The organism is Nonomuraea sp. NPDC050451 (assembly GCF_044458585.1).
Genome location: NZ_JBITHZ010000009.1, coordinates 163066 through 184702 on the forward strand (window position 1 = coordinate 163066; position 21637 = coordinate 184702).

A 21637-nucleotide genomic window follows, 5' to 3' on the forward strand; every position below is an offset into this window, starting at 1 on the left:
TGAGCAGAACGAAACCTTTACCTCTGCCTTACGCGTCCTTCCGATAACCAGCCTGATTCGGCTGTACGGAGGGAGGCCTAAATGGACCTGTTCCTGCTGATCCTTTCGGTGGCTCTGGCCGCGATAGCCATCACCACCGCCTCCACAATCAAACGCGAGCACGCCGTCCCGACGACGTCCCGTACTCGCGCCATGGGCCACAAACTGAGCCATTACGAGCTCGCCTACCTGGCGGGCGGCCCGGAGCAGGTGGCCGGCACGGCCATCGCTCTCCTGACCGGCTCGGGAGATCTGCGCGTGTCACGCGGGGGGCACGTGCACAGCGTCCACGCGCCATCGGTGTCGCGGGACCCCGTCGAGCAGGTGGCGCTGGCCACCGTCGCCGACCGTTCCGGACTCCCGTCGTCCGCGCTCAAGGTCGAGGTGCGCAGGAGCCTGGCGATGGGCGAGCTCAAGAGCCGCCTCACGGACGACGGCCTGGTCCTGCCCGACGACCGCGCCAGGCAGCTCAACCGGCTGGCCGCCGGCCTTCAGGTGGTGTCGGCGCTGGCCTTCGCGGGGGCCGTGGCGGCCGTGGTCACCGTGCTCACCGAGGGCACGAAGCTGCTCCCGATGTTCTCGCTGATCGTCCTGGCGATCACCGGCGCGAGCGCGGCCGCCGCGATCGCCAACCGCAGGAAGTCCCGTCGGCACAAGCTCACCGCCCACGGGGTGGAGCGGCTCGGCAACGCCAGGAAGACGCACACGCTGGGCTCGGGGGACGGGCGGGTGCGCACCGCGCTGTACGGCCCGAGCGCGCGGTTGAAGGCCGACCTGCGTGTGGCCAAGGCAGCCAGCCGGTCCAGGCGGCGGCCGACGTACGGTGGCGGATACAGCGCAAACAACGGATGCAGCACCGGAGGAGACGGCGGCGGCTCGTCGGGCTGCGGCGGCGGGAGCGGCTGCGGCGGCGGTTGCGGGGGAGGGGGAAGCTGACATGGCCGAGCCGGGAGCCCGGCAGCGTACCGGGGTCGAGCTGGGGGTCGGGATCGGCTGGCGGGCCGAGCTGGACCTGTCCATCGAGCGGATGCCCGGCGTCGACTTCCTCGAGGTCGTCGCCGAGAACATCAGGCCCGCCGACCTCCCCGAGTCGTTACGCGTGCTGCGCACCAGGGGCCTGCCGGTGGTCCCGCACGGAGTGTCGCTCGGCGTCGGCGGCGCCGAGCCGCCCTCCCCGGCCCGGCTCGCCCACCTCGCCGCCTGCGCCGAGGCGCTGGACTCGCCGCTGGTCAGCGAGCACCTGGCGTTCGTACGGGGCGGCGGCATCGAGGCCGGGCACCTGCTGCCCGTGCCGCGCACCCGCGAGTCCCTGCAGGTCATCACCGAGAACGTGCGCAGGGCCCAGGACGCGCTGCCCGTGCCGCTCGCCCTGGAGAACGTCGCCGCCATCTTCGGCTGGCCGGACGACGAGCTGACCGAGGCCCAGTTCCTCGCCGAGCTGGTCGAGCGCACCGGGGTCGGGCTGCTGATCGACGTGGCCAACCTCTACACCAACCAGTTCAACCTGGGGCTGTCGGCCACGGACGCGCTCGACGCGCTGCCGCTCGAGCACCTCGCGTACGTCCACGTGGCCGGCGGGTACGAGCACCACGGCATCTGGCACGACACGCACACCACGTCCGCGCCGGAGCCGGTGCTCGACCTGCTCACGGAGCTGTGCGCCCGCGCCACCCCGCCGGGAGTGCTGCTGGAGTGGGACGACGAGTACCCGAGCGACGCCGCCCTGGGCAACGAGCTGGCCAGGATCCGTACGGCGATGTCCGCGGCCGGGGAGTCCGGATGACGGACCGGCACCATGCCGAGGGAGTCCGGATGGCGGACCGGCACCATGCCGAGGGGGTGGAGGAGGCGCGGCGGCGGCTGGCCGAGGCGCAGGGGGACCTCGTGGCCGCGCTCGTCGCCGGCGCGGAGCTGCCCCGGGGGTTCGACCCGGAGCGGATGCGGGCGCAGGCGTCGAGCCTGGTCGCCAAGCGGCGCGGCATCGTGGCCAGGATCCGGCCCGACGCCGCCGCCGCGGCGGGTCCCGACCTGGCCGCGGAGTTCGCCGCCTACGCCCGCTCCCGCAGCGAGCCGCCGCCCGGCTATCGCACCGACGCGGACGACTTCGCCGCCTGGCTGCGCGAGCGCGGCCGCATGCCCGATCCGCCGCCCAAACCCCGCTGGTGGTCGCGTTTCCTGCCTTGAGCTTGGCCACAACCGGCCAGGGGCGGATCCGGCATAGCCGGTTTAGCCGACATTCGGCCGGAAACCGTCAGAGAATGGGGGGATTGCGTTGTGTCGACGGGTCTTATCTGACCGTCACGCCAGTGGCATGCAAGGACAGCGTCGGCACGCCGTACGAGGTGACCCTTGAGCTGCATCGCGACGGCACGCCGTACGGGAGCGTCGGAGAGCGGTGCGGCTGGCTGCTCGCGCGCCTGGCGCGCGGCGTGGACGAGGCCCGGCGGGGACGCGGAGCGGCCAGGCGGTGGACCGATCCCGACGACAGGTTCCCCGACGAGGAGCCGGACAGCGAGCTGTTCTCCTTCCGCTACCGCACCCGAGCGGGCCTGGTGGGCGGCGGGGAGCTGCGCTGCCAGCTCAGGACCATCCCGGTGTGGCAGGCCGCCAAGGGCGAGTGGCGGCTGACCAGAAGGGCGTACGTGGAGGCGTGGGGCTCGACGGGCGTGGGCATGCGGGCGGTGCTGACGTCGTCGGAGCTGTCGGTGTTCGTCCGGAGCCTCGTGGATGAGGCGGAAGGATGTCTAGAAGGTAGAGATCTGGCGAGGAATCCGCTAGAGGGAGCAGGCACGGGCGATTCGCGGTGATAATTGCCTGTTGGGTCATGCGACCGAAGGCAACCGCTGGGGAGGCACTCCGTGGGCCTGCGCGATCTGGTCTACCGGCTGTATGAGCACAGGCTGGAGTCCAAGCTGTCGAAGGACATCATCCCCCGGCACGTCGGGGTGATCATCGACGGCAACCGCCGCTGGGCACGCGCGATGGGCATGCGTGACGTCGCCAGCGGCCACCGCAAGGGCGCGGACAAGATCTCGGAGCTGCTCAACTGGTGTCGTGAGACGGGCGTCGAGGTCGTCACGGTCTGGATGCTGTCCAACGACAACCTCAACCGGCCGAAGGAGGAGCTGGAGCCCCTGCTGCGCATCATCGAGGACGTGACGCAGGAGCTGGTGGAGGAGGGCTGGCGGATCAGCCCGGTCGGCGCGCTGGATCTGCTGCCGGACCGAACGGCGAATGTCCTAAAAAACGCAAAGGAAGCATCATCACACCGTCCAGGCCTGATTGTGAACGTTGCAGTTGGGTATGGAGGAAGGCGTGAGATTGCCGATGCGGTGCGCTCACTGCTCCAGGAGCAAGCGAGCAAAGGGGCGAGCATCGAGGACCTCGTTGAGGTGCTCGATGTGGAGCACATCGCGGAGCATCTCTACACTCGCGGCCAACCCGACCCGGACCTTCTCATCCGGACCTCGGGCGAGCAGCGCCTGTCCGGCTTCATGCTCTGGCAGAGCGCTCACTCCGAGTTCTACTTCCACGAGGCCTACTGGCCTGACTTCCGCAGGGTGGATTTCCTGCGGGCGCTGCGCGACTACGCTGCGAGACACCGACGTTACGGTTCATGACGCGACAACGGGGCATTCAGAACGTAACGTAGTAAATGTCCGACCGCAGGCCGGACATTTCGGAGAGGGCCCGCCTTTGCACCAAGATCTGCCGAGGGGGGCCGGTACCCGGCGCCGACGGCAGCTCGCGGTCGGGGATGCGGGTCCGGTCCGAATCCCGCCTCGTCTGCAGGGCGCTCGCGCTTATGGGCGCCCGGGGGAGAACGTGTGGCAGTGTCCTCGAGCAACCCTACTCACCTGTCGGCCAAGCGTACGTACGTGCTGGACACGTCGGTCCTGCTGGCCGACCCGGCGGCAATGACGCGCTTCGCCGAGCACGACGTGGTTCTTCCGATCGTGGTCATCACCGAGCTGGAGGGGAAGCGGCATCATCCCGAGCTCGGCTACTTCGCCAGGAAGGCCCTGCGCTACCTCGACGACCTGCGGATCCAGTACGGCAGGCTCGACGAGGCGATGCCCACGGGGGACGGCACGATCAGGGTTGAGCTCAATCACAGCGATCCGTCGATCCTGCCGGTCGGGTTCCGCCTGGGAGACAACGACACCCGCATCCTGACCGTGGCCCGCTCGCTGGCCGCCGAGGGCTGCGACGTGGTCCTGGTCTCCAAGGATCTGCCGCTGCGGGTCAAGGCGGCCTCGATCGGCCTGGCGGCCGAGGAATACCGCGCCGAGCTCGTCCATGAGTCGGGCTGGACGGGGATGGCCGAGGTCCAGGTGACCGCGGAGGACGTCGAGGTGCTCTTCGAGCAGGGCAGCGCCGACGTCGAGGAGGCCAGGGAACTGCCTGCGCACACCGGCCTGCGGCTGCTGTCGGCCAAGGGCTCGGCGCTCGGCAGGGTGCAGCCGGACAAGTCGGTCAAGCTCGTACGCGGCGACCGCGAGGTGTTCGGCCTGCACGGCCGCTCCGCCGAGCAGCGCATCGCGCTCGACCTGCTGATGGACCCGGAGATCGGCATCGTCTCGCTGGGCGGCCGGGCAGGCACCGGCAAGTCGGCGCTCGCGCTCTGCGCGGGCCTGGAGGCGGTCCTGGAGCGCCGCCAGCACCGCAAGGTGGTCGTCTTCCGCCCCCTCTACGCCGTGGGCGGCCAGGAGCTCGGCTACCTGCCGGGCACCGAGGGCGAGAAGATGGGCCCGTGGGCGCAGGCGGTCTACGACACGCTCGGCGCCATCACCTCACCCGAGGTGATCGAGGAGGTGCTCGACAGGGGCATGCTGGAGGTGCTCCCGCTGACGCACATCCGGGGCCGGTCGCTGCACGACGCGTTCGTGATCGTGGACGAGGCCCAGTCGCTGGAGCGCGGGGTGCTGCTGACCGTGCTGAGCCGGATCGGCGCCAACTCGCGGGTGGTGCTCACCCACGACGTGGCCCAGCGCGACAACCTCCGCGTCGGCCGGCACGACGGCGTGGTCGCGGTGGTGGAGAAGCTGAAGGGCCACCCGCTCTTCGCACACGTCACGCTGACCAGGTCGGAGCGCTCTCCGATCGCGGCGCTGGTGACGGAGATGCTCGAGGACATCACGATGTGATCACTTGAGCTCGCCGCAGGTGTGCTGCCCCTCCGACCTGGAGGGGCGGTTCACGTTCTCCCGGACGATCTTCACCATCTCGTACGCCGCGTCCTGCTGGGCCGTGCAGACGATCTGCGCCATGCCGAGCCTGGTGAGCGTGCCCTCGCCCCTGATGTAGACGGTCAGCGTCGAGGTGCGCGGCAGCTGGACCTCGTCGCGCTGCACGGGGTTCAGCGAGTCCTTGATCCCCAGGTACGTGAACCCGCGCAGCGCGGTGTCCCGGCCGCCGTCGAGAGGTTGCGAGGAGGCCGCGAAGAGCGCGCCGAGCAGGCTGGCGACGGTGTCGTTCTCGACGTCGGCCGCCTCCAGGGCGAGCTTGCCGTTCCTGATCAGGAAGATCGTCTTGGACGGCGGCGGGATCTTGATGGTGGGCGCGTTCCCCCGGTCCTGGACGTCCGTGGGCGAGATGCCGCAGGCCGTCAGGGTAAGCGCTAGAGCGAGCGCCATGAACACCGCGAGGGAGTGCCGTCGCCTGGAGGAGCGGCGGGAGCGCAGCGACCAGAGCGGGGGAAGGCGGCGGCATCGAGGCGACCGAGCGCGCCTCCGCGGAGTGGAGGCCATGAACAGGGAAGCGGTCATGAGTGTGGGAGCCAGACCGTGAAGAGCGTGCCGGGATTCTGCGGGCGTACGGAGATCGTGCCGCCGTGGAGGTGGACGTTCGCCCGGGCGATGGCGAGGCCGAGGCCGCTGCCCTGACTGCGGGCCCGGCCCGCGCCGGCCTTGAAGAAGCGGTCGAAGACGTGCGGCAGCGCCTCGCGCGGTATGCCCTTGCCGTGGTCGCGCACCTTCACCTCCAGGCCGTTCTCCGTGCCTCTGGCGCTCACCATGACGGGGCGCTGCCCGTGCTTGAGCGCGTTGCCGACCAGGTTGGCCACGATGACGTCGAACCTCCTCGGGTCGAGGTTCACCGTCAAGCCCTGGGACGCCTTCACCTCGACCTGGTCGGTCCAGCCGCGTACCTCCAGGCAGTCCGCGATGGCGTCGGCCACGTTCACCGGCTCGACGTTGAGCGTGGCCGTGCCCGCGTCGAAGCGGCTGATCTCGATGAGGTGCTCGACCAGCTCGCGCAGGCGCTCGATCTCCCGGAGGACCAGCCGGACGGCCTCAGCCGGAGCCTCAGGCAGCCGGCCCGCCTCCTCGGAGAGCATGTCGGCCACGGCGGTCATGGCGGTCAGGGGCGTGCGCAGCTCGTGCGAGACGTCCGCCACGAACCTGCGCGACATGGCCTCCAGCGAGCGCAGCTCGGCCACGCTCAGCTCCAGCGCCGCGGCCGCGTCGTTGAACCTGGCGGTCAGCTCGGCCAGCTCGTCCTGCCCGTGTACGGGCAGGCGCGTGTCCAGCCGGCCCTGGCCGAGCGCCTGCGCGGCCGCGCTCAGCCGCCTGACCGGCAGCAGCACCTGCCTGGCCGACAGCAGGGCCACGACCAGCGCGATCAGCACGATGGCGGCGCCGGCCTGGGCGAGCGTGGCCCTGAGCGTGTTGAGCTGGTTCTCGTCGCCCTGCATCGGGAAGAACACGAACGCGCGCAGCCCGGTGGCCTGGGGCGTGCTGTCGACGTCGCGGTAGACCTCGGCGCCGACGATGAGCCAGAGCTGGTTGCGGATGACCTTGCGCTGGGTGACCACGCTCTGCTTGGCCCGGCCGTAGAGCTCGTTGGGCACGTCGCTCATGGTCATGGGGCCCTCGGTGGCGACCATGGTGCCGTACTCCACGATCACGCTGCGGCCCGGGCCGCTCAGCGCGGTGGCGACCCGGTCCAGTTCCTTGATGGTCGGCGCGGCCTCGCCGGGCGCGAGCTTGCCGATGGGGAACGTGATGCTGCCCAGCTCTCTGATCACGAGATCGAGCGAGGTGTTCTCCTCGCGGGTCACGAGCGCCGTTTTGGCCAGCTCGAAGCCGATGGTGGCGACCAGCAGCGAGGCGGTGACGGCGACGAGCGTGAACGTGATGACGAGGCGGGCGCGCAGCCCCGTGGGCAGGGGGATCACGGAGGGCTGAAGCGGTAGCCGAACCCGCGCACCGTGTGGATGAACACGGGCTCGGCCGGCTTCGGCTCGATCTTCGCCCGGATCCGCTGCACGCAGGCGTCCACCAGCCGCGAGTCGGCGATGTGCGTGTGGTCCCACACCTCGCGCAGCAGGTAGCGGCGGTTGAGCACCTGGCCCGGGTGCCGTACGAGCTCCAGCAGCAGCCGCAGCTCGGTCGGCGTCAGGTGGATCTCCTTGTTGGCCAGCATGACCTTGAGCGCGCCCCGGTCGATCACGAGGTCGCCGAAGGTGATGCGATCGGAGGCGGCGGACTCGGCCCTGCGCAGTATGGCGCGGATGCGCGCGTCCAGGACCCGGGGCTCGACCGGCTTGACCACGTAGTCGTCCGCGCCGGCCTCCAGACCGACCACCACGTCCAGGTCGTCGCCGCGGGCCGTGAGCAGGATGACGGGGAGCTGGTCGAGCTTGCGTACGCGGCGGCAGACCTCGATCCCGTCGATCCCGGGGAGCATCACGTCGAGGATCGCGATCTCCGGGCGGCGGGCCCTGATGTGGTCGAGTGCCTCCTCGCCGGTCGCGTACGAGGTGACGGAATGCCCCTGCCGGGTCAGCGCCAGCTCGAGAGCCATGCGGACCGAGGGGTCGTCTTCAACCAGGAGGATGCCAGCCACGCACAAATTATTATTCCATGTCCCGAATGCCCGAACTAAGTCATCAAACTGTGACGTGTCACAGATGGGACACCGAAGTAGCCGCGGCACCCTGGAAGCGGCCTCCCTCTGGTTTGCGGGCCTCTGAGGAGGAGCCGTCCTTCGTGTGAGCAATATCACACTATTTCGGAAACGCCACGCTTACCAGCAAGTTAGCCAACGGGGCCCCAAGCGATTCCCGCGTTTCGGTTGCGGACCACCCCCCAGTACAGGGCAAGCTCATGGTTCGTGAGCCCCGGTCCGCAGTTGAGTGAGCGCCCGCCGAAGGAAGACCTCCCCCCGGCGCGCCGGCCCAAGAAGCGCCTGAGCGCGAAAGCGGTGGTCATCACCACCGTCTCGCTGGTGGTCGTGGTCGGCGGAGGCGGTTTCGTCGCCTACCGCGCCGTCGAGAACGCCAAGAGGCCAGCCGTCACGCCCTTCACGCCCGAGCAACTGGGCGCCATCACCAGCGGCAGCTTCTACACGCCCGACCCCCAGAACGACGCGCTCAAGAACGCCGCCGAGCAGGCATACAAGGCGGACAAGCTCAAGGACGGTCGGGCCTCCGCGGGCAAGAACCCCGACATCGACTGGGTGGTGCCGAAGAGGGCGCCGGGCGGTGACGGGTTCCCCGCCGCGAACTTCCCGCCGGGCAGCGACCCCTCGCCGGGCAGCAACAAGGCCACCGCCAAGGCCATGCTCGCCTCCATGGGCTGGGGCGACGACCAGTGGGGCTGCCTGGAGCGGCTCTGGCAGAAGGAAAGCGGCTGGAACGAGCGGGCGATGAACCGCTACTCCGGCGCGTACGGCATCCCGCAGTCCCTCCCCGGCAGCAAGATGGCCAGCGCGGGCAGCGACTGGCAGACCAACGCCGCGACGCAGATCAAGTGGGGCCTCGGCTACATCAAGGGCCGCTACGGCACGCCCTGCGGCGCCTGGGGACACTCACAGTCGGTGGGTTGGTATTAGAGGGTCAACTTTCCCTCTCTAATCGGCAAGCCGCCGCTCCCGAACGTGCATGCGGGCCCACTCTGGCCGCATGGGTGTCAAGGTCAGTGTGATCGTCAGTGTCCACAACCCGGGGGCCACCGCCGACGCGTGCATCCGCTCCGCCCTGGAGCAGACGATGCCCCCGGACGAGTACGAAGTGATCTTCGTGGACGACGGCTCCACCGACGGGGTCGGCGAGCGCCTCGACACCATCGCCACGACCCGTGACAACGTGAGCGTGCTGCACCTGCCCCACACCGGGACGCCCATGCGCGGCCGCAACGTGGGCCTCGCGGCCGCCGCCGGCGACTACGTCTACTTCCTCGACCAGGGTGACCGCCTGGAGAAGGACGCGGTCGCCCGCATGCACGAGCGTGCCGTGGAGACCGACGCCGACGTGCTGGTCGGCCGCCTGATCCGCGACTTCGGACCGCCGATGACCGCCTTCGAGCGTGGCACGGCCCGCGCCGACATCCTGCGCGACCGCCTGCTCCACCTGCTCGTGCCGCAGCAGCTCTACCGCCGCGCCTTCCTGGAGGAGCACGAGCTGGGCTTCACCGTGCCCGGCGGCAGGATGGCCGAGCAGGCGTTCGTGATGCGGGCCTACCTGTACGCCAAGGTCATCGCCGTGCTGGCCGAGCACGTCTGCTGCCACCTCGGCGACCGGCCGGGGGCCGAGGAGGAGCCGCGGGCGATGGTGAAGGAGCTCAACGGGCTGCTCGCCGACATCGAGACCTGCGCGGGCGAGGGCCGCCAGCGCGACCGCATGTACGCCCACTGGTTCCGGTACGCGGTCCTGCGCCCGCTGCTGACCGCCAGGTTCGCCGACTCGTCGGTGGATCGGGGCCTGCACTTCCGGGTGGTGCAGGAGCTGGTCGAGGAGCGGTTCCCGGAGCGGCTCGACCGCTACCTGCCCGTCCAGCTGCGCGTGGTGGCCGCGTACGTGCGCATGGGGCGCCTGGACCAGATCGTGCTCCTGTCGAACTCCTCCAAGCGCGCCGGGCTGCGCGCCGACCTGACCGAGATGCGCTGGGACGCCCACGTGCTGGTGCTCGCGCTGACCGTGGAGGTCCTGGCGGGCGACGGCACGCCGGACAGGTACCGGGAGGACGGCGAGCGCCTGCACTGGATCCCGCCGCGCTCGCTGGAGACCAAGGCCCTGGACGAGAGCGTCACCGACGTCACCGAGGCGGTCGAGCGGGCCCGCGTCGAGCTGTACGTGCGCCACACCGAGACGGGAGTGATCCACTTCCTGCCCCTGACCCAGCACGTGGAGCGCATCCAGGACGGCCGCCGCCGGATCCGGGTGCAGATCAGGGGCGAGGCCAAGCTGGACGTGACCGCCGCCGCGGTCGGCGAGCCGCTCAAGCCGGGCCAGTGGGAGGTGCACGTACGCATGTTCGGCGGCGCCAACCAGGCCAGGAGCCGCGTCGGCAGCTCGGTGGGCCCGCTCAACTGCCTGGGCGTGCTGGCCCAGCGCCCCAGGATGCGCCTGGTGGTGCCGTGCTGGACCGACCACGGCGAGCTGGGCCTGGCCGTCGAGCCGCGCTCGTTCTCCGAGTCGATCGCCCTGGTGTCGCGCGGGGCGGAGGTCAAGCGGCTCGACGGGCACGTGTACGTCGTGCTGCCGGTGCCGTACGTGCCGCCGAGCGGCGGGCCGCCGCTGGAGCTGGTGCTGCGCAGCACCGGGCGGCGCGGCCGTGAGGTGTGCGCGCCCGCCCTGGTCGAGGCCGGGGTGCCGGGCCGGATCGCGGGGCAGCTCGTGGCCAAGGTGCCGGTCAAGCGGATGATGCCGCCGCCCGACCAGCTCGGCCCCGGCGCCTGGCTGACGTCGCTGCGGACGTCGGAGGAGGAGATCGGGCTCAGGTTCGCGCTGGAGATGCGCAGAGGCAGGATCCAGGTACGGCCCGCCGCCGCGGTCGATCCGGGGCGGCGCTCACCCATGGGCCGGGACACCGTCCTGCACCGGATCGGCAGGCGGCTGCCCGGCGCGCGTCACATGGTGCGCCTGGCGCGCGCGGGCAGGCACCGCTACCTCAAGGACTGACCCAGCCCTCCAGCTCCTCGAAGGCGCTTCTGAAGACCGGGAGCATGGGCTTCAACTTGTCGGGGTAGACGTCGACCAGGCTGTCCAGGTGGTTGCCGCCCTCGACGCGGTGGTAGCGGAACGGCCGGTGCGGGCCGACCATCTTCGCGTAGACGTCGGAGTCGCGGGAGATCGGCAGCAGCGTGTCGAGCGTCCCGTGGATCGTGATCAGCGGCTTGGTGATCCGGCCGGTCAGCGCGATCTTCGCCACGGCCGCGTACGGCCTGCGCCGGTTGTAGTCGTAGTCCGCCGCCGCGCCCTGGTAGGACGGGTCCAGCTCCTTCTGGTAGAGCTGCTGGGTGAGCTCCCAGTAGTACTGCCGGTGGAACGGCCACAGGAACTCCGAGCCCGCCGCGAACCCGGCCGCCCGCACCCCCGCCTCGTCCGGATACGCCTTCAGCGCGGGCGGCAGGAAGTCCAGCAGGTTGTCGCCCTTGACCCGCCAGAGCGTGCCCTCCCAGTCGACGCCGCCGTCGTAGAGCCAGCCGCGGTTCTCCAGCTGCCATCTGACCAGGTAGCCGCCGTTGGAGATGCCCGCCACGAACGTGCGGTGGGGCTTGCTGCCGTACCGCTGCCTCACGACGGCCTTGGCGGCCACCGTGAGCTGGGTGACCCGGTGGTTCCACTCGGCGATGGCGTCGCCGGGATTCCGGCCGTCCTCGTGGAAGTTCACGCCGACGTTGCCCTTGTCGGTGGCGGCGAACGCGTATCCCTTGGCCAGCACCCAGTCGGAGATCGTGTAGTCGTTGGCGTACTGCTCCCGGTTGCCGGGGGTGCCGCTGACGACCAGGCCGCCGTTCCAGTGCTCGGGGAGTCTGATCACGAACTGGGAGTCGTGGTTCCAGCCGTGGGTGGCGTTGGTGGTGGAGGTGTCGGGGAAGTAGCCGTCGATCTGGATGCCGGGCACGCCCGTCGGGTTGACCGTGGCGGCCGAGTGCAGCCCGGCCCAGTCGGCCGGGTCGGTGTGGCCGGTCTTCGCGGTGCCCGCCGTGGTCAGGTCGTCCAGCGTGGCCACCACGGCCTGCTCCGCGCCCGGCACCGTGAGCTGCGGGGCCGGGGTGAGCAGGCTCGCCACTAAGGTGAGCGCGACGAACATCACGCCTCCCCGAGGTGAGCGGTCAGCAGGCGCCGGAACTCCTCGGGGTGCTCCAGGTGCGGGCTGTGGCCGCAGTCGTCGATGACGGCCTCGCGGTAGGGGCCGTAGCGCGCCAGCACGGCCCTGGTCTGGGCCACCATGGGCTGGGCCGGGGTGCCGGGGGAGCCGGGCACGACGCCGAGCGCGCCCAGGTGGGCCAGGTCGAAGAACGACGTGTCGGAGACGATCACGTCGTCGGCGCCCCTGATCCACAGGATGGGCGGCTTGGGGTCGATCTCGTGGAGGTCGTCCAGGCGGAAGTGGGTGGGGGCGATGGCGTTGAGGATGCCGTGCTTGCCGGGGGCCACGCCGGGCCACTGCGCCGAGGTGACGGCGTCGCCCGGGTAGTTGGCCTCGCCCACGCGGGTGGTGAGCATCGAGCGTACGTAGAAGTCCTCGTCGGCGATCTCGGGGTGCTTGACGTACGAGGAGCGGAAGACGCTGCGCGGCGACGTGGGGGACTCGTCCGACATGTCGCCCGCCTTGAGCCGGGCCACGAAGTCGGGGTTGGCGGCGCCGGCGCCCGCTCCCGCGCCGTCGGGGTGCGTGAGACGGCCGTCCGGGCCCTCCGTGCCGCCGAAGCCGTACGGGGAGATCGGGTTGACCAGGGTGACGCTCCTGACGGCGGCCGGCCGGTCGCGCAGGACCTGCAGCACGATGCCGCCGCCCAGGCTCCAGCCGACCAGGTGCACGCCGTCCAGGCCCAGCGCCTCGACCAGCTCGATCAGGTCGTCGGACCAGTCGCGCAGGCCCCTCGTGGCGTCCACGGGCGCGGGGTCGCTCTCGCCGAACCCGCGCAGGTCGACCGCGAGCGGGCGGTAGCCGCCGGGCAGCGCCGCCATGCTGTCGCGCCAGAAGGCGGCCGAGGAGACGTTTCCGTGCACGAACAGCACCGGCTCGCCGGTGTCCCTGCCCTCGACGGTCAGGACGTTCTGGGTGAGCCTGGGCGTGGTGACCTTCATCGCGCGTGGATCCTCTCAGCCAGGTCGCTGCCCTGGGTCTCGCGTGCGGCGTAGACCGCACCCAGGGTGAGCAGCGCCGCCAGACCAAGGTAGACCGAGATGGGCAGGCTGCTCGAGTAGCTCTTCAGCAGCGCGACCGCGATGATCGGGGCCAGCGCGCCGGCCACGATCGCCGACAGCTGGGCGCCGATGGAGACGCCGGTGTAGCGCATCCTCGTGCCGAAGAGCTCGGAGAAGAAGGCCGCCTGCGGGCCGTACATCATGCCGTGGAAGAGCAGGCCGACGGTGATGGCGAGGGTGATCACCAGGAAGTTGCCGGTGTCGATGAGCGGGAAGAACGCGAAGATCCACACCCCGATGCCGGCGGCGCCCGCCAGGTAGATCGGGCGGCGGCCGATCCGGTCCGACAGCGCGCCCCATATCGGGATCGTGACGAAGTGGATGGCCGAGGCGATCAGCACCGCGTTCAGCACGGTGGAGTTGTCGATCTTGACTGACTTGGCGTACGTGATGACGAAGACGGTGAGCAGGTAGAAGGAGATGTTCTCCGCGAGGCGCGCGCCGATCGCGGTGAGCACGTCCTTCCAGTGGTGCCGCAGCACGCCCACGATGGGCGGCGCCTTCTCCGGCGGGGCCTCCTGGAACACCGGCGACTCGGTGATCGTCAGGCGGATCCAGAGGCCGATCAGCACCAGCACGCCCGACAGCAGGAACGGCACCCGCCAGCCCCACGCCAGGAACGCCTCGTCCGACTGCCAGGCGGCCAGGGCCGCCAGCACGCCGGTGGCCAGCAGGTTGCCGCCGGGGGCGCCGGCCTGCGGCCAGGAGGCCCAGAAGCCGCGGCGGGCCGTGTCGCCGTGCTCGGAGACGATCAGCACCGCGCCGCCCCACTCGCCGCCGAGCGCGAAGCCCTGCACGAGCCGCAGCGCGGTCAGCAGCAGCGCCGCGGACGGGCCCAGGGTCTCGTACGTCGGCAGGCAGCCGATCAGGAACGTGGCCGCGCCCATCGTCAGCAGGCTGACGACCAGCAGCGTCTTGCGGCCGATCCGGTCGCCGAAGTGGCCGAAGACCAGGCCGCCGAGCGGACGGGCGACGAATCCGACGGCGTAGGTGAGGAACGCCAGCAGCGTGCCGGTGAGCGGGTCGGACTCGGGGAAGAAGAGCTTGTTGAACACGAGGGCGGCTGCCGAGCCGTACAGGAAGAAGTCGTACCACTCGATGGTGGTGCCGATCAGGCTCGCGGCGACGATCTTCTTGATGGAAGTGGCCATGCCGGTCACGGTAAGGAGTGACCGGCGTCACTTGTATGGGGCTGGGGCCCACAGTCTATGGGGTGGATGTGTGGCCGAGCCGGTGCAGGCGGAGCGCGAGCTGGATCTCGAGCGCGCGTTCCGGCTCCAGCCAGCCGTCGCCGAGGAGCTTGCCGATCCGGTCGAGCCGCTGCGTGACGGTGTTGACGTGGATGTGCATGGCCTCGGCCGTACGGGAGGGCGAGCCGCCCGAGCCGAAGTAGGCGGCCAGCGTGTCGGCCAGCGCGGTGCCCCTGCGGGCGTCGTAGTCGATCACGGCGCCGAGCACCCGTCCGACGAAGCCGCGCACGTCACGGCCGTCGCCCACCAGCAGCCCGACGAACCCCAGCTCGGCCGCGCTCGCGCCGTCACCCGCCCGTCCGAGCGCGATCAGCGCCTCGGCGCACCTGCGCGCCTCCTGGTAGGCCGCCGCCACGTCGCCCGCCCCGGGCGTGTCGCCGCCCGGCGGCCGGGCCGTCGCATCCGGGAGACAGATCTTCGACGCGCCGGCCGTGGCGGGCACGTGCAGCGACGCGCTCAGTTCGGCGGCGACGCGCTGCGCGATGCCGCCCGCGTTCTCCCCCGGCAGCAGCAGCACCACCTCGCCCGCCCGCCCGGCCGCGAGCCCGTGCCGCAGCGTGGCCTGCGACGAGGCCCAGAACGCGGCCCGTTCCCGCTGCCCCTCATGTCGCACCACGACCACGACGTGCGGCGCCGAGAGATCGACGCCCAGCCGCCGGGCCCGGTCGGCCAGGCCGGGGGAGCCGGGCCGGGAGATCAGGTCGTCGAGCAGCTCGCCCCTGACCCGGCCCTCGGCCTCCGCCACGCTCCTGCGGAACAGCAGCAGCAGCGCGCACACCAGCGCCGCCCGCTCCAGGATGCGCTCGTCGGCGTCGTCGCTGCGCAGGATCAGCGTGCACAGCGGCTCCCCGCCGACGTCCACCGACGCGATCAGCAGGTCGCCCCTCCGCACGGTACGCCCCAGCGCCCTGGACGCCTGCGCCGACTCGAACACCCCGGAGTCGAGCTCACCCACGTCACCCGTGAGCGGCCGCCCCAGATCGTCGAGCACGGCCAGCGAGCCGCCGAGCACGTCGGTCACCACGGCCGCCACGTCCTCGATCCCGCCGCCGCGCAGCACCAGCGAGGTCATCCTGTCGTGGGCCAGCGCGGCCCGCTCCACGGCCTCCCCGTGCGCCCTGGCGGTCCTGTGGGCCTGGGAGAGCTCCTCCAGCGCGTTCCTGGTCTCCTGCAGCAGCCTGGCGTTGTCGATCGCGACGGCGGCGTGCGCGGCCAGGCTGGCCAGCAGCGACACCTCCTCCTGGTGGAACGGCCGCGCGCTGCGGTTGGCCGCCATCAGCACGCCGATCACCCGCTGCCCCAGCCGCAGCGGCACGCCCAGGATCGCGACCAGGCCCTCCTCCTTGACGGCCTCGTCGATGTGGTGCTTGTGCCGGAACCTGGCGTCGGCGAAGTAGTCGGCCGTCGAGTACGGGGTCGCCGTCTGCGCGACCAGGCCGCCCAGCCCCGCCCCCATGGCCAGCCGCAACGCCCTGAACTTGGCCGAGATCGACCCGTCGGTGACCCGCATGTACGTGTCGCCCTGCTCGGGGTCGTGCAGCGTCATGTACGCGACGTCGGTGGCCAGCAGCTGCCTGGCCCGGTGCACGATGGCCTCCAGCACGGCGTCGAGGTCGCGCAGGGCGGCCAGGTCGCCGGCCGTGTCATAGAGGGCCGACAGCTCGGCCTCACGCCTGGCGCGCCGCTTGAGCAGGTCACGTACCTTGAGCGCCTCGACCTTGGCCTGCTCCAGCTCCTCGATCGTGGCCGGGTCCGCGCCCCGCGCCCTGGCCTCGATGATCGGCCTCTCGAACTCGACCGCCGACGCCTCCCGGGCCAGCAACTCCAGGAACTGCGTGCTCGTGCTCATTGCCTCGCTCCGCTCGGCGGCTCGGTCGCTGGGATCCGTCGCCTTCCCTCGTCGCTCCGGTCGCTGCGCTCCCTGCGCTCCTCAGTCCAGGCGACGGCGCTCCCTCGCGTGCTCATTGCCTCGCTCCACTAGGCGGCTCGGTCGCTGCGCTCCGTCGCACTAGTGCGCCGTCCAGCCGCCGTCCATCGGGAGGGAGACGCCGGTGATGAACGACCCGGCGGGGCCGCAGAGGTAGGCGACCAGCTCGGCCACCTCCTCGGGTTCGATCAGCCGCTTGATCGCGGCGGGCTGCAGCATGATGTTCCCGACGACCTCGTCCGGCTCGATGCCGTGCACTTTAGCCTGGTCGGCGATCTGCGCCTCCACCAGCCCCGTCCGCACGTAGGCGGGGCAGACGCAGGTGGAGGTGACCCCGTGCGGCGCCCCTTCGAGCGCGACGACCTTGGAGAAGCCCTCCAGCCCGTGTTTGGCCGTCGTGTACGCCGACTTGAACGGCGAGGCCCGCAGCCCGTGCACGGACGAGATGTTCACGAACCGGCCCCAGCCCCTGGCGTACATGCCGGGCAGCACCTTCCGGGCGATCAGGAACGGCGCCTCGACCATCACCCGCAGCATCGCCGAGAACACCTCGGGCGGGAAGTCCTCGATCGGGGAGACGTGCTGGAACCCGGCGTTGTTCACCACGATGTCGACCGGCTCGTCAGGCAGCGCCGCCACGAACCCGGGATCGCTCAGATCGGCCACCACCGCCGCCCCGCCGATCTCGGCGGCGACCTTCTCGGCGGGCTCGGCCCGCAGGTCGACGACCAGTACTTTCGCCCCCTCGGCGGCCAGGCGCCGGGCGCAGGCCGCCCCGATGCCGCCCCCCGCCCCCGTCACAAGCGCGGTCCGCCCCGTCAGCTCCTTCGCCATACCCGAACCCTAGGCGGTCGCCCTGTCTCGACGCATGGGTGCCGACGACATAGATCCGTGCCGCCCTATGTGGATCAAGGCATCTGCTATCTTGAACGCATGACCGCGTATTCGTCCCAGTGGTGGCCCGCCTCCTAGGCGGACCTCCCAGCGCATACGCACCGGCCGCCTCGACGAGGCGGCCGCTCGCATGTCGTACGCACCCCCGTCGAGCACTGACGAAAGGGGCGCTCACCATGAACACCACCTGGCCAGCACTGCTCAGCACGCTGCTCGACGGCAGGTCGCTCACCTCGCTCCAGGCCAAATGGGCCATGGAGCAGATCATCAGCGAGGCGGCCACGGACGCCCAGATCGCCGCGTTCGCGATCGCGCTCCGGGCCAAGGGCGAGAGCGTGGCCGAGGTGTCCGGGCTGGCCGACGGCATGCTCCTGAAATCGGCCGCGATCAGGGTCTCCGGCGACCCCGTGGACCTGGTCGGCACCGGCGGCGACCGCGCCCACACCGTGAACATCTCCACCATGGCGGCCATCGTCGCCGCCGCCGCGGGCGTCAAGGTCGTCAAGCACGGCGGCCGGGCCGCCTCCTCGCTGGCGGGCGCGGCGGACGTGCTGGAGGAGCTGGGCGTGGTCATCGACCTGCCGCCGGCCGCGGTGGTGAGGGTCGCGGACGAGGTCGGCATCACGTTCTGCTTCGCGCCCGCGTTCAACTCCGGGCTGAGACGCACCGCCGGGCCGCGCCGCGAGCTGGGCGTGCCCACGGTCTTCAACTTCCTGGGCCCGCTCACCAACCCGGCCCTGCCGCCCGCCCAGGCGGTCGGCGTCTTCCACCAGGGGATGGCGCCGGTCCTCGCGGGCGTGCTGGCCCAGCGCGGCTGCTCCTCGCTGGTCTTCAGGGGCGACGACGGGCTCGACGAGCTCACCACCACGGGCCCCTCCACGATCTGGGTCGTACGCCGGGGCACGGTCACGCCCACCGCCTTCGACCCGGCCGACCTGTCGATCCCGCGGTCGCGCCAGGACGACCTGCGCGGCGGCGACGCCCGGCACAACGCGGCCGTGGCGCGGGCCGTGCTCGGGGGCGAGCGGGGACCGGTGCGGGACGTCGTCCTGCTCAACGCGGCCGCCGCCGTGGTGGCCGCCGAGGGCACGCCGCCCGCCCCCGACCTCACGCCCGCCCTGGGCATGGCCTACAAGCGGGCCGCGGAGGCGGTCGACTCCGGCGCCGCGCTGTCCCTGCTCACCCTGTGGGCGCACGCCACGCAGGGCCAGGCGTCAGCGGGTCACTGAGGCCGGGTCATCGACAGCACATCGAGCGCGGCGTCGAGCTGGTCCTCGGTCAGGGTGCCGTCGGCCACGTGGCCGCGCTCGATGACCACCTCGCGGATGGTCTTGCGCTCGGCCAGGGCCTGCTTGGCGATCTTCGCGGCCTCCTCGTAGCCGACGTACCTGTTCAGCGGGGTGACGATCGACGGGGACGACTCGGCGTACTCGCGCAGGCGCTCGACGTTGGCCGTGATGCCGGAGACGCAGCGGTCGGCGAGCAGCCGCGACACGTTCGCCAGCAGCCTGATCGACTCCAGGATGTTGCGCGCGATGATCGGCAGCTGCACGTTCAGCTCGAAGTTGCCGGACGCGCCGGCGAACGTGATCGCCGCGTCGTTGCCGATGACCTGGGCCGCGACCATGGTCGTGGCCTCGGGGATCACCGGGTTGACCTTGCCGGGCATGATGGACGAGCCGGGCTGCAGGTCGGGCAGGTTGATCTCGGCCAGCCCGGCGCGCGGGCCGGAGCCCATCCAGCGAAGGTCGTTGGCGATCTTGGTGAGCGAGACGGCCACCACCTTGAGCTGGCCCGACAGCTCGACGATCGAGTCCTGCGCGCCCTGGGCCTCGAAATGGTCGCCGGCCTCGACGAACGGGATGCCGGTGGCCTCGACCAGCTTGGCGATGGCCGCCTGCGCGAAGCCCGGCGGGGTGTTGATGCCGGTGCCCACGGCCGTGCCGCCCAGGGGCAGCTCCAGCACGCGCTCAAGGGCCGCCGCCACGCGCAGGGCGCCGTTCTCGGCCTGGGTGGCGTACCCGCCGAACTCCTGGCCGAGCGTCACCGGGGTCGCGTCCATCAGATGGGTGCGCCCCGACTTCACCACCCCGTCGAACTCGATCGCCTTCTCCCGCAGCACCGCCGCCAGATGCCTGAGCGAGGGCAGCAGGTGGAACGTCACCTCCGTCGCCGCCGCCACATGGATCGAGGTGGGGAAGACGTCGTTGGACGACTGGGAGGCGTTCACGTGGTCGTTCGGGTGCACGGGACGGCCGAGGCGCTCCTCGGCCAGCGTCGCGATCACCTCGTTGGCGTTCATGTTGGACGAGGTGCCGGAGCCGGTCTGGAAGACGTCGATCGGGAAGTGGGCGTCGTGCTCGTTCTCGGCGACGTCGGCCGCCGCCTGGGCAATGGCCTCGGCCAGGTCCTTGTCGATCACTCCCAGCTCGCCGTTCACCTCGGCGGCCACCGCCTTGATCAGGCCGAGCGCGGCTATGTGGGACGGCTCGAGGGGGCGTCCCGAAACCGGGAAATTCTCCACTGCCCGCTGGGTCTGCGCGCGCCACCTGGCGCCTGAGGGCACGCGTACCTCGCCCATCGAGTCATGTTCGATTCTGAACTCGCTCATGACTTCCAGTCTGACCCACGACCGCCTTACGGCCGCGGCGCGGGTCAGCTGGAGAAGAGCGCGACGATGAGGACGGCGATCACCACGGCGGCCGCGGCGGCCACCGCCATGAGCACCAGCATGCCGTTGCGGTTGCCCGAGGGCTGCTCCGGCTGCCCGGCGATGGCGAACAGGTCGGTCCCGAGGCCCTTGCCTTGCTGCGGGACCTGCTGGCCGCCCGGCGGGGGCGGCTGCTGCTGGGATGCCGGTTGCTGAGGAGCGGGCTGCCGGCCCGCGGGCGGCGTGGTGGGCGGATAGACCTGCTGGCCGGGCGCGGGCGGGAGCTGGATGCGCGTGGTGACGATCGCGCCCTCGTCGCCGGGCCCCTGCGGCGGCCTGCTCTGCTCCGGAGCCGGCGGGAACGGGCCCTTCGGGCGCTGGACGCTGACCGTCCGCTCGGGGTCGAACCCCTGGTCAGGGGATCCTTGGGGGCCGGACTGCGGCTGGCGCTGAGGCGCGGCGTTGCGCGGCACGGTGGGCGTGCCCGGGCTCGTCATCGGCCCGTGCGGCCCCGACGCGGGCCCCCGCCCCGGGCCACCGGGCACCGGGCCGCCGGGCGCACCGACAGGACCCCTGGGCGCCTGCGCGCCCGGACCCTGACCCGGTCCGGCGGGACCCGGGCCCCAGGGCGCCTGACCGCCGGGAGCGCCCGCGCCCCCGGGGCCGTACGGCGCGGGGCCGGCGGGCCCGGCCTGGGGGACCGGGGCCTTCTGCACCGGGTTCGTCTGGGCCGGGCTGTGCTGCGCTGGATTCTGCTGGGCCGGAGTCTGCTGGGCCGGATTCTGCTGCGCCGGCTTCTTCTGGGCTGGGTTCTTCTGGCCGGCGAACGGGTCGGGCAAAGCGGCCTCCTGCGCCATGAGAGCCTCAGCCGTGATCGCCGGCATTTCGCTCGTGGGGGTGTCGGCGACCATGCGCAGCAGGGTCTCCGCCTTGGCAGCGTTGAGGCGCTGCCGGTAGTCCTTGTTGAGCAGCCCGTTCAGCACGGGCCGCAGCTGGCCCGCCTGCGTGGGCGGGTCGGCGCTCTCGGTGAGCAGCGCCGCCAGCGTCTCCGCGATCGTGGCCCGTTCGTACGCCGGACGCCCCTCGACGGCGAAGTAGAGCGTCGCCCCGAGCGACCAGATGTCCGACTCGGGGCCGGTGTACTCGCCCCTGGCACGTTCCGGGGCCGTGTAGCCGGGTGAGCCGATCACCATGCCCGTTTTCGTCAGCCGCGAGTCGCCCTCGGCCTTGGCGATGCCGAAGTCGGTGAGCACCACGCGGCCGCTCTCCGTGATGAGCACGTTGCCCGGCTTGACGTCGCGGTGGGTGATCCCCTGGGCGTGCGCTGCGCGCAGCGCCCCGAGCAGGTCCACGCCGATCTCCGCCACGAGCCGTGGCGGCAGCGGTCCCTCCTCGTCGATCACCTGCTCCAGCGATCGGGCCTCGATGAGCTCCATGATGATCCACGGGCTGTCGTCCTGGATCAGGACGTCATGGATGGACGCCACCGAGGGATGGTTGATCCGCGAGGCTATGCGGCCCTCGCGCACCATGCGTTCGCGCAGCTCGGCCCGCTGTTCCTCAGTGAGACCCGGGTCCTGGCGGATTTCTTTGACCGCCACCTCGCGCCCGAGCGCGCGGTCGCGGGCGCGCCACACCGTGCCCATCGTGCCCCGGCCGAGCGGGGCTATGAGCTCGTAGCGCTCCGCGAGCAGGCGTGTCTGCTGTTCCGGCATGAG

The 21637-nt window shown here is 71.3% G+C and carries 19 protein-coding genes; 9 read left to right on the forward strand and 10 right to left on the reverse strand.

Translation table 11 applies throughout. From position 1 onward, the window contains the following. The first annotated feature begins 81 nt into the window (after window positions 1-81). The 6 genes from ACIBI9_RS27595 (at window position 82) to ACIBI9_RS27620 (ending at window position 5186) form a co-directional block, all read left to right on the forward strand. Complete coding sequence (locus ACIBI9_RS27595) at window positions 82-975, forward strand: TIGR04222 domain-containing membrane protein (RefSeq protein ID WP_397225685.1); 894 nt, start codon at window positions 82-84, stop codon at window positions 973-975. Between the two features lies 1 nt (window position 976). Continuing rightward, on the forward strand, window positions 977-1822 hold the full coding sequence (locus ACIBI9_RS27600; protein WP_397225687.1) for a DUF692 family multinuclear iron-containing protein: 846 nt from the start codon (window positions 977-979) through the stop codon (window positions 1820-1822). Continuing rightward, window positions 1819-2223 (forward strand): hypothetical protein, encoded by a 405-nt coding sequence (locus ACIBI9_RS27605; RefSeq protein WP_397225689.1) that lies wholly within the window; start codon window positions 1819-1821, stop codon window positions 2221-2223. Before ACIBI9_RS27600 ends, ACIBI9_RS27605 begins: the two co-directional genes overlap by 4 nt. A gap of 122 nt (window positions 2224-2345) precedes the next feature. Further along, window positions 2346-2846 carry a hypothetical protein gene (locus ACIBI9_RS27610; protein WP_397225691.1) on the forward strand — a complete coding sequence of 167 codons (501 nt, stop codon included), beginning with the start codon at window positions 2346-2348 and terminating at the stop codon, window positions 2844-2846. Window positions 2847-2897: 51 nt separating this feature from the next. Further along, a complete protein-coding gene (locus ACIBI9_RS27615; RefSeq protein ID WP_364844543.1) occupies window positions 2898-3659 on the forward strand; it encodes an isoprenyl transferase in 762 nt (253 codons plus the stop codon). A 207-nt stretch (window positions 3660-3866) separates the two neighbouring features. Beyond that, window positions 3867-5186 (forward strand): PhoH family protein, encoded by a 1320-nt coding sequence (locus ACIBI9_RS27620; RefSeq protein ID WP_397225693.1) that lies wholly within the window; start codon window positions 3867-3869, stop codon window positions 5184-5186. On the opposite strand, the gene ACIBI9_RS27625 is transcribed toward ACIBI9_RS27620, so the two are convergent. The 3 genes from ACIBI9_RS27625 to ACIBI9_RS27635 all read right to left on the reverse strand — a co-directional run bounded on the left by ACIBI9_RS27625 (window position 5187) and on the right by ACIBI9_RS27635 (window position 7887). Continuing rightward, window positions 5187-5675: a hypothetical protein gene (locus ACIBI9_RS27625; protein WP_397225695.1), complete on the reverse strand. Its 489-nt coding sequence runs from the start codon at window positions 5673-5675 to the stop codon at window positions 5187-5189. A gap of 128 nt (window positions 5676-5803) precedes the next feature. Continuing rightward, window positions 5804-7216, reverse strand: a complete 1413-nt coding sequence (locus ACIBI9_RS27630) for an ATP-binding protein (RefSeq protein WP_397225697.1) — start codon at window positions 7214-7216, stop codon at window positions 5804-5806. Continuing rightward, entirely contained in the window at window positions 7213-7887 is a 675-nt protein-coding gene (locus ACIBI9_RS27635; protein ID WP_192788022.1) for a response regulator, read from the reverse strand. The genes ACIBI9_RS27630 and ACIBI9_RS27635 overlap by 4 nt, the downstream gene beginning before the upstream one ends. A gap of 285 nt (window positions 7888-8172) precedes the next feature. Between ACIBI9_RS27635 and ACIBI9_RS27640 the strand changes: the two genes are divergently transcribed. Beyond that, complete coding sequence (locus tag ACIBI9_RS27640) at window positions 8173-8874, forward strand: lytic transglycosylase domain-containing protein (RefSeq protein WP_397225699.1); 702 nt, start codon at window positions 8173-8175, stop codon at window positions 8872-8874. A 70-nt stretch (window positions 8875-8944) separates the two neighbouring features. Next, window positions 8945-10942 carry a glycosyltransferase family 2 protein gene (locus ACIBI9_RS27645; protein WP_397225701.1) on the forward strand — a complete coding sequence of 666 codons (1998 nt, stop codon included), beginning with the start codon at window positions 8945-8947 and terminating at the stop codon, window positions 10940-10942. Here the strand turns inward: ACIBI9_RS27645 and ACIBI9_RS27650 are convergent. From ACIBI9_RS27650 to ACIBI9_RS27670, 5 genes are all read right to left on the reverse strand, one after another. Then, the gene (locus ACIBI9_RS27650; protein WP_397225703.1) at window positions 10932-12077 is read right to left on the reverse strand and encodes an alpha/beta hydrolase family protein; all 1146 of its coding nucleotides are present in this window, start codon (window positions 12075-12077) and stop codon (window positions 10932-10934) included. The genes ACIBI9_RS27645 and ACIBI9_RS27650 overlap by 11 nt on opposite strands. Then, on the reverse strand, window positions 12077-13078 hold the full coding sequence (locus ACIBI9_RS27655) for an alpha/beta fold hydrolase (protein ID WP_397225705.1): 1002 nt from the start codon (window positions 13076-13078) through the stop codon (window positions 12077-12079). The genes ACIBI9_RS27650 and ACIBI9_RS27655 overlap by 1 nt, the downstream gene beginning before the upstream one ends. Beyond that, window positions 13075-14349 (reverse strand): MFS transporter, encoded by a 1275-nt coding sequence (locus tag ACIBI9_RS27660; protein WP_397225707.1) that lies wholly within the window; start codon window positions 14347-14349, stop codon window positions 13075-13077. The genes ACIBI9_RS27655 and ACIBI9_RS27660 overlap by 4 nt, the downstream gene beginning before the upstream one ends. A gap of 55 nt (window positions 14350-14404) precedes the next feature. After that, the gene (locus ACIBI9_RS27665; RefSeq protein WP_397225709.1) at window positions 14405-16297 is read right to left on the reverse strand and encodes a helix-turn-helix domain-containing protein; all 1893 of its coding nucleotides are present in this window, start codon (window positions 16295-16297) and stop codon (window positions 14405-14407) included. A gap of 159 nt (window positions 16298-16456) precedes the next feature. Then, window positions 16457-17209, reverse strand: coding sequence for a 3-hydroxybutyrate dehydrogenase (locus tag ACIBI9_RS27670; protein WP_397225710.1), 753 nt, complete (start codon window positions 17207-17209; stop codon window positions 16457-16459). 236 nt (window positions 17210-17445) lie between these two features. On the opposite strand from ACIBI9_RS27670, the gene trpD reads away from it, so the two are divergent. Beyond that, a complete protein-coding gene (trpD, locus tag ACIBI9_RS27675; protein ID WP_397225712.1) occupies window positions 17446-18498 on the forward strand; it encodes an anthranilate phosphoribosyltransferase in 1053 nt (350 codons plus the stop codon). On the opposite strand, the gene ACIBI9_RS27680 is transcribed toward trpD, so the two are convergent. Together ACIBI9_RS27680 and ACIBI9_RS27685 are read right to left on the reverse strand one after the other, a co-directional pair. Next, window positions 18492-19880, reverse strand: a complete 1389-nt coding sequence (locus tag ACIBI9_RS27680; protein ID WP_397225714.1) for a class II fumarate hydratase — start codon at window positions 19878-19880, stop codon at window positions 18492-18494. The genes trpD and ACIBI9_RS27680 overlap by 7 nt on opposite strands. A gap of 44 nt (window positions 19881-19924) precedes the next feature. After that, on the reverse strand, window positions 19925-21634 hold the full coding sequence (locus ACIBI9_RS27685) for a serine/threonine-protein kinase (RefSeq protein WP_397225716.1): 1710 nt from the start codon (window positions 21632-21634) through the stop codon (window positions 19925-19927). Window positions 21635-21637 lie beyond the last annotated feature (3 nt).

Coding starts and splice junctions, on each gene's coding strand:
- ACIBI9_RS27655 (WP_397225705.1), bottom strand. CDS start 13,078: ATGAAGGTCACCACGCCCAGGCTCACCCAGAACGTCCTGACCGTCGAG.
- ACIBI9_RS27650 (WP_397225703.1), bottom strand. CDS start 12,077: ATGTTCGTCGCGCTCACCTTAGTGGCGAGCCTGCTCACCCCGGCCCCG.
- ACIBI9_RS27660 (WP_397225707.1), bottom strand. CDS start 14,349: ATGGCCACTTCCATCAAGAAGATCGTCGCCGCGAGCCTGATCGGCACC.
- ACIBI9_RS27605 (WP_397225689.1), top strand. CDS start 1,819: ATGACGGACCGGCACCATGCCGAGGGAGTCCGGATGGCGGACCGGCAC.
- ACIBI9_RS27680 (WP_397225714.1), bottom strand. CDS start 19,880: ATGAGCGAGTTCAGAATCGAACATGACTCGATGGGCGAGGTACGCGTG.
- ACIBI9_RS27600 (WP_397225687.1), top strand. CDS start 977: ATGGCCGAGCCGGGAGCCCGGCAGCGTACCGGGGTCGAGCTGGGGGTC.
- ACIBI9_RS27645 (WP_397225701.1), top strand. CDS start 8,945: ATGGGTGTCAAGGTCAGTGTGATCGTCAGTGTCCACAACCCGGGGGCC.
- trpD (WP_397225712.1), top strand. CDS start 17,446: ATGAACACCACCTGGCCAGCACTGCTCAGCACGCTGCTCGACGGCAGG.
- ACIBI9_RS27670 (WP_397225710.1), bottom strand. CDS start 17,209: ATGGCGAAGGAGCTGACGGGGCGGACCGCGCTTGTGACGGGGGCGGGG.
- ACIBI9_RS27595 (WP_397225685.1), top strand. CDS start 82: ATGGACCTGTTCCTGCTGATCCTTTCGGTGGCTCTGGCCGCGATAGCC.
- ACIBI9_RS27665 (WP_397225709.1), bottom strand. CDS start 16,297: ATGAGCACGAGCACGCAGTTCCTGGAGTTGCTGGCCCGGGAGGCGTCG.
- ACIBI9_RS27625 (WP_397225695.1), bottom strand. CDS start 5,675: ATGGCGCTCGCTCTAGCGCTTACCCTGACGGCCTGCGGCATCTCGCCC.
- ACIBI9_RS27685 (WP_397225716.1), bottom strand. CDS start 21,634: ATGCCGGAACAGCAGACACGCCTGCTCGCGGAGCGCTACGAGCTCATA.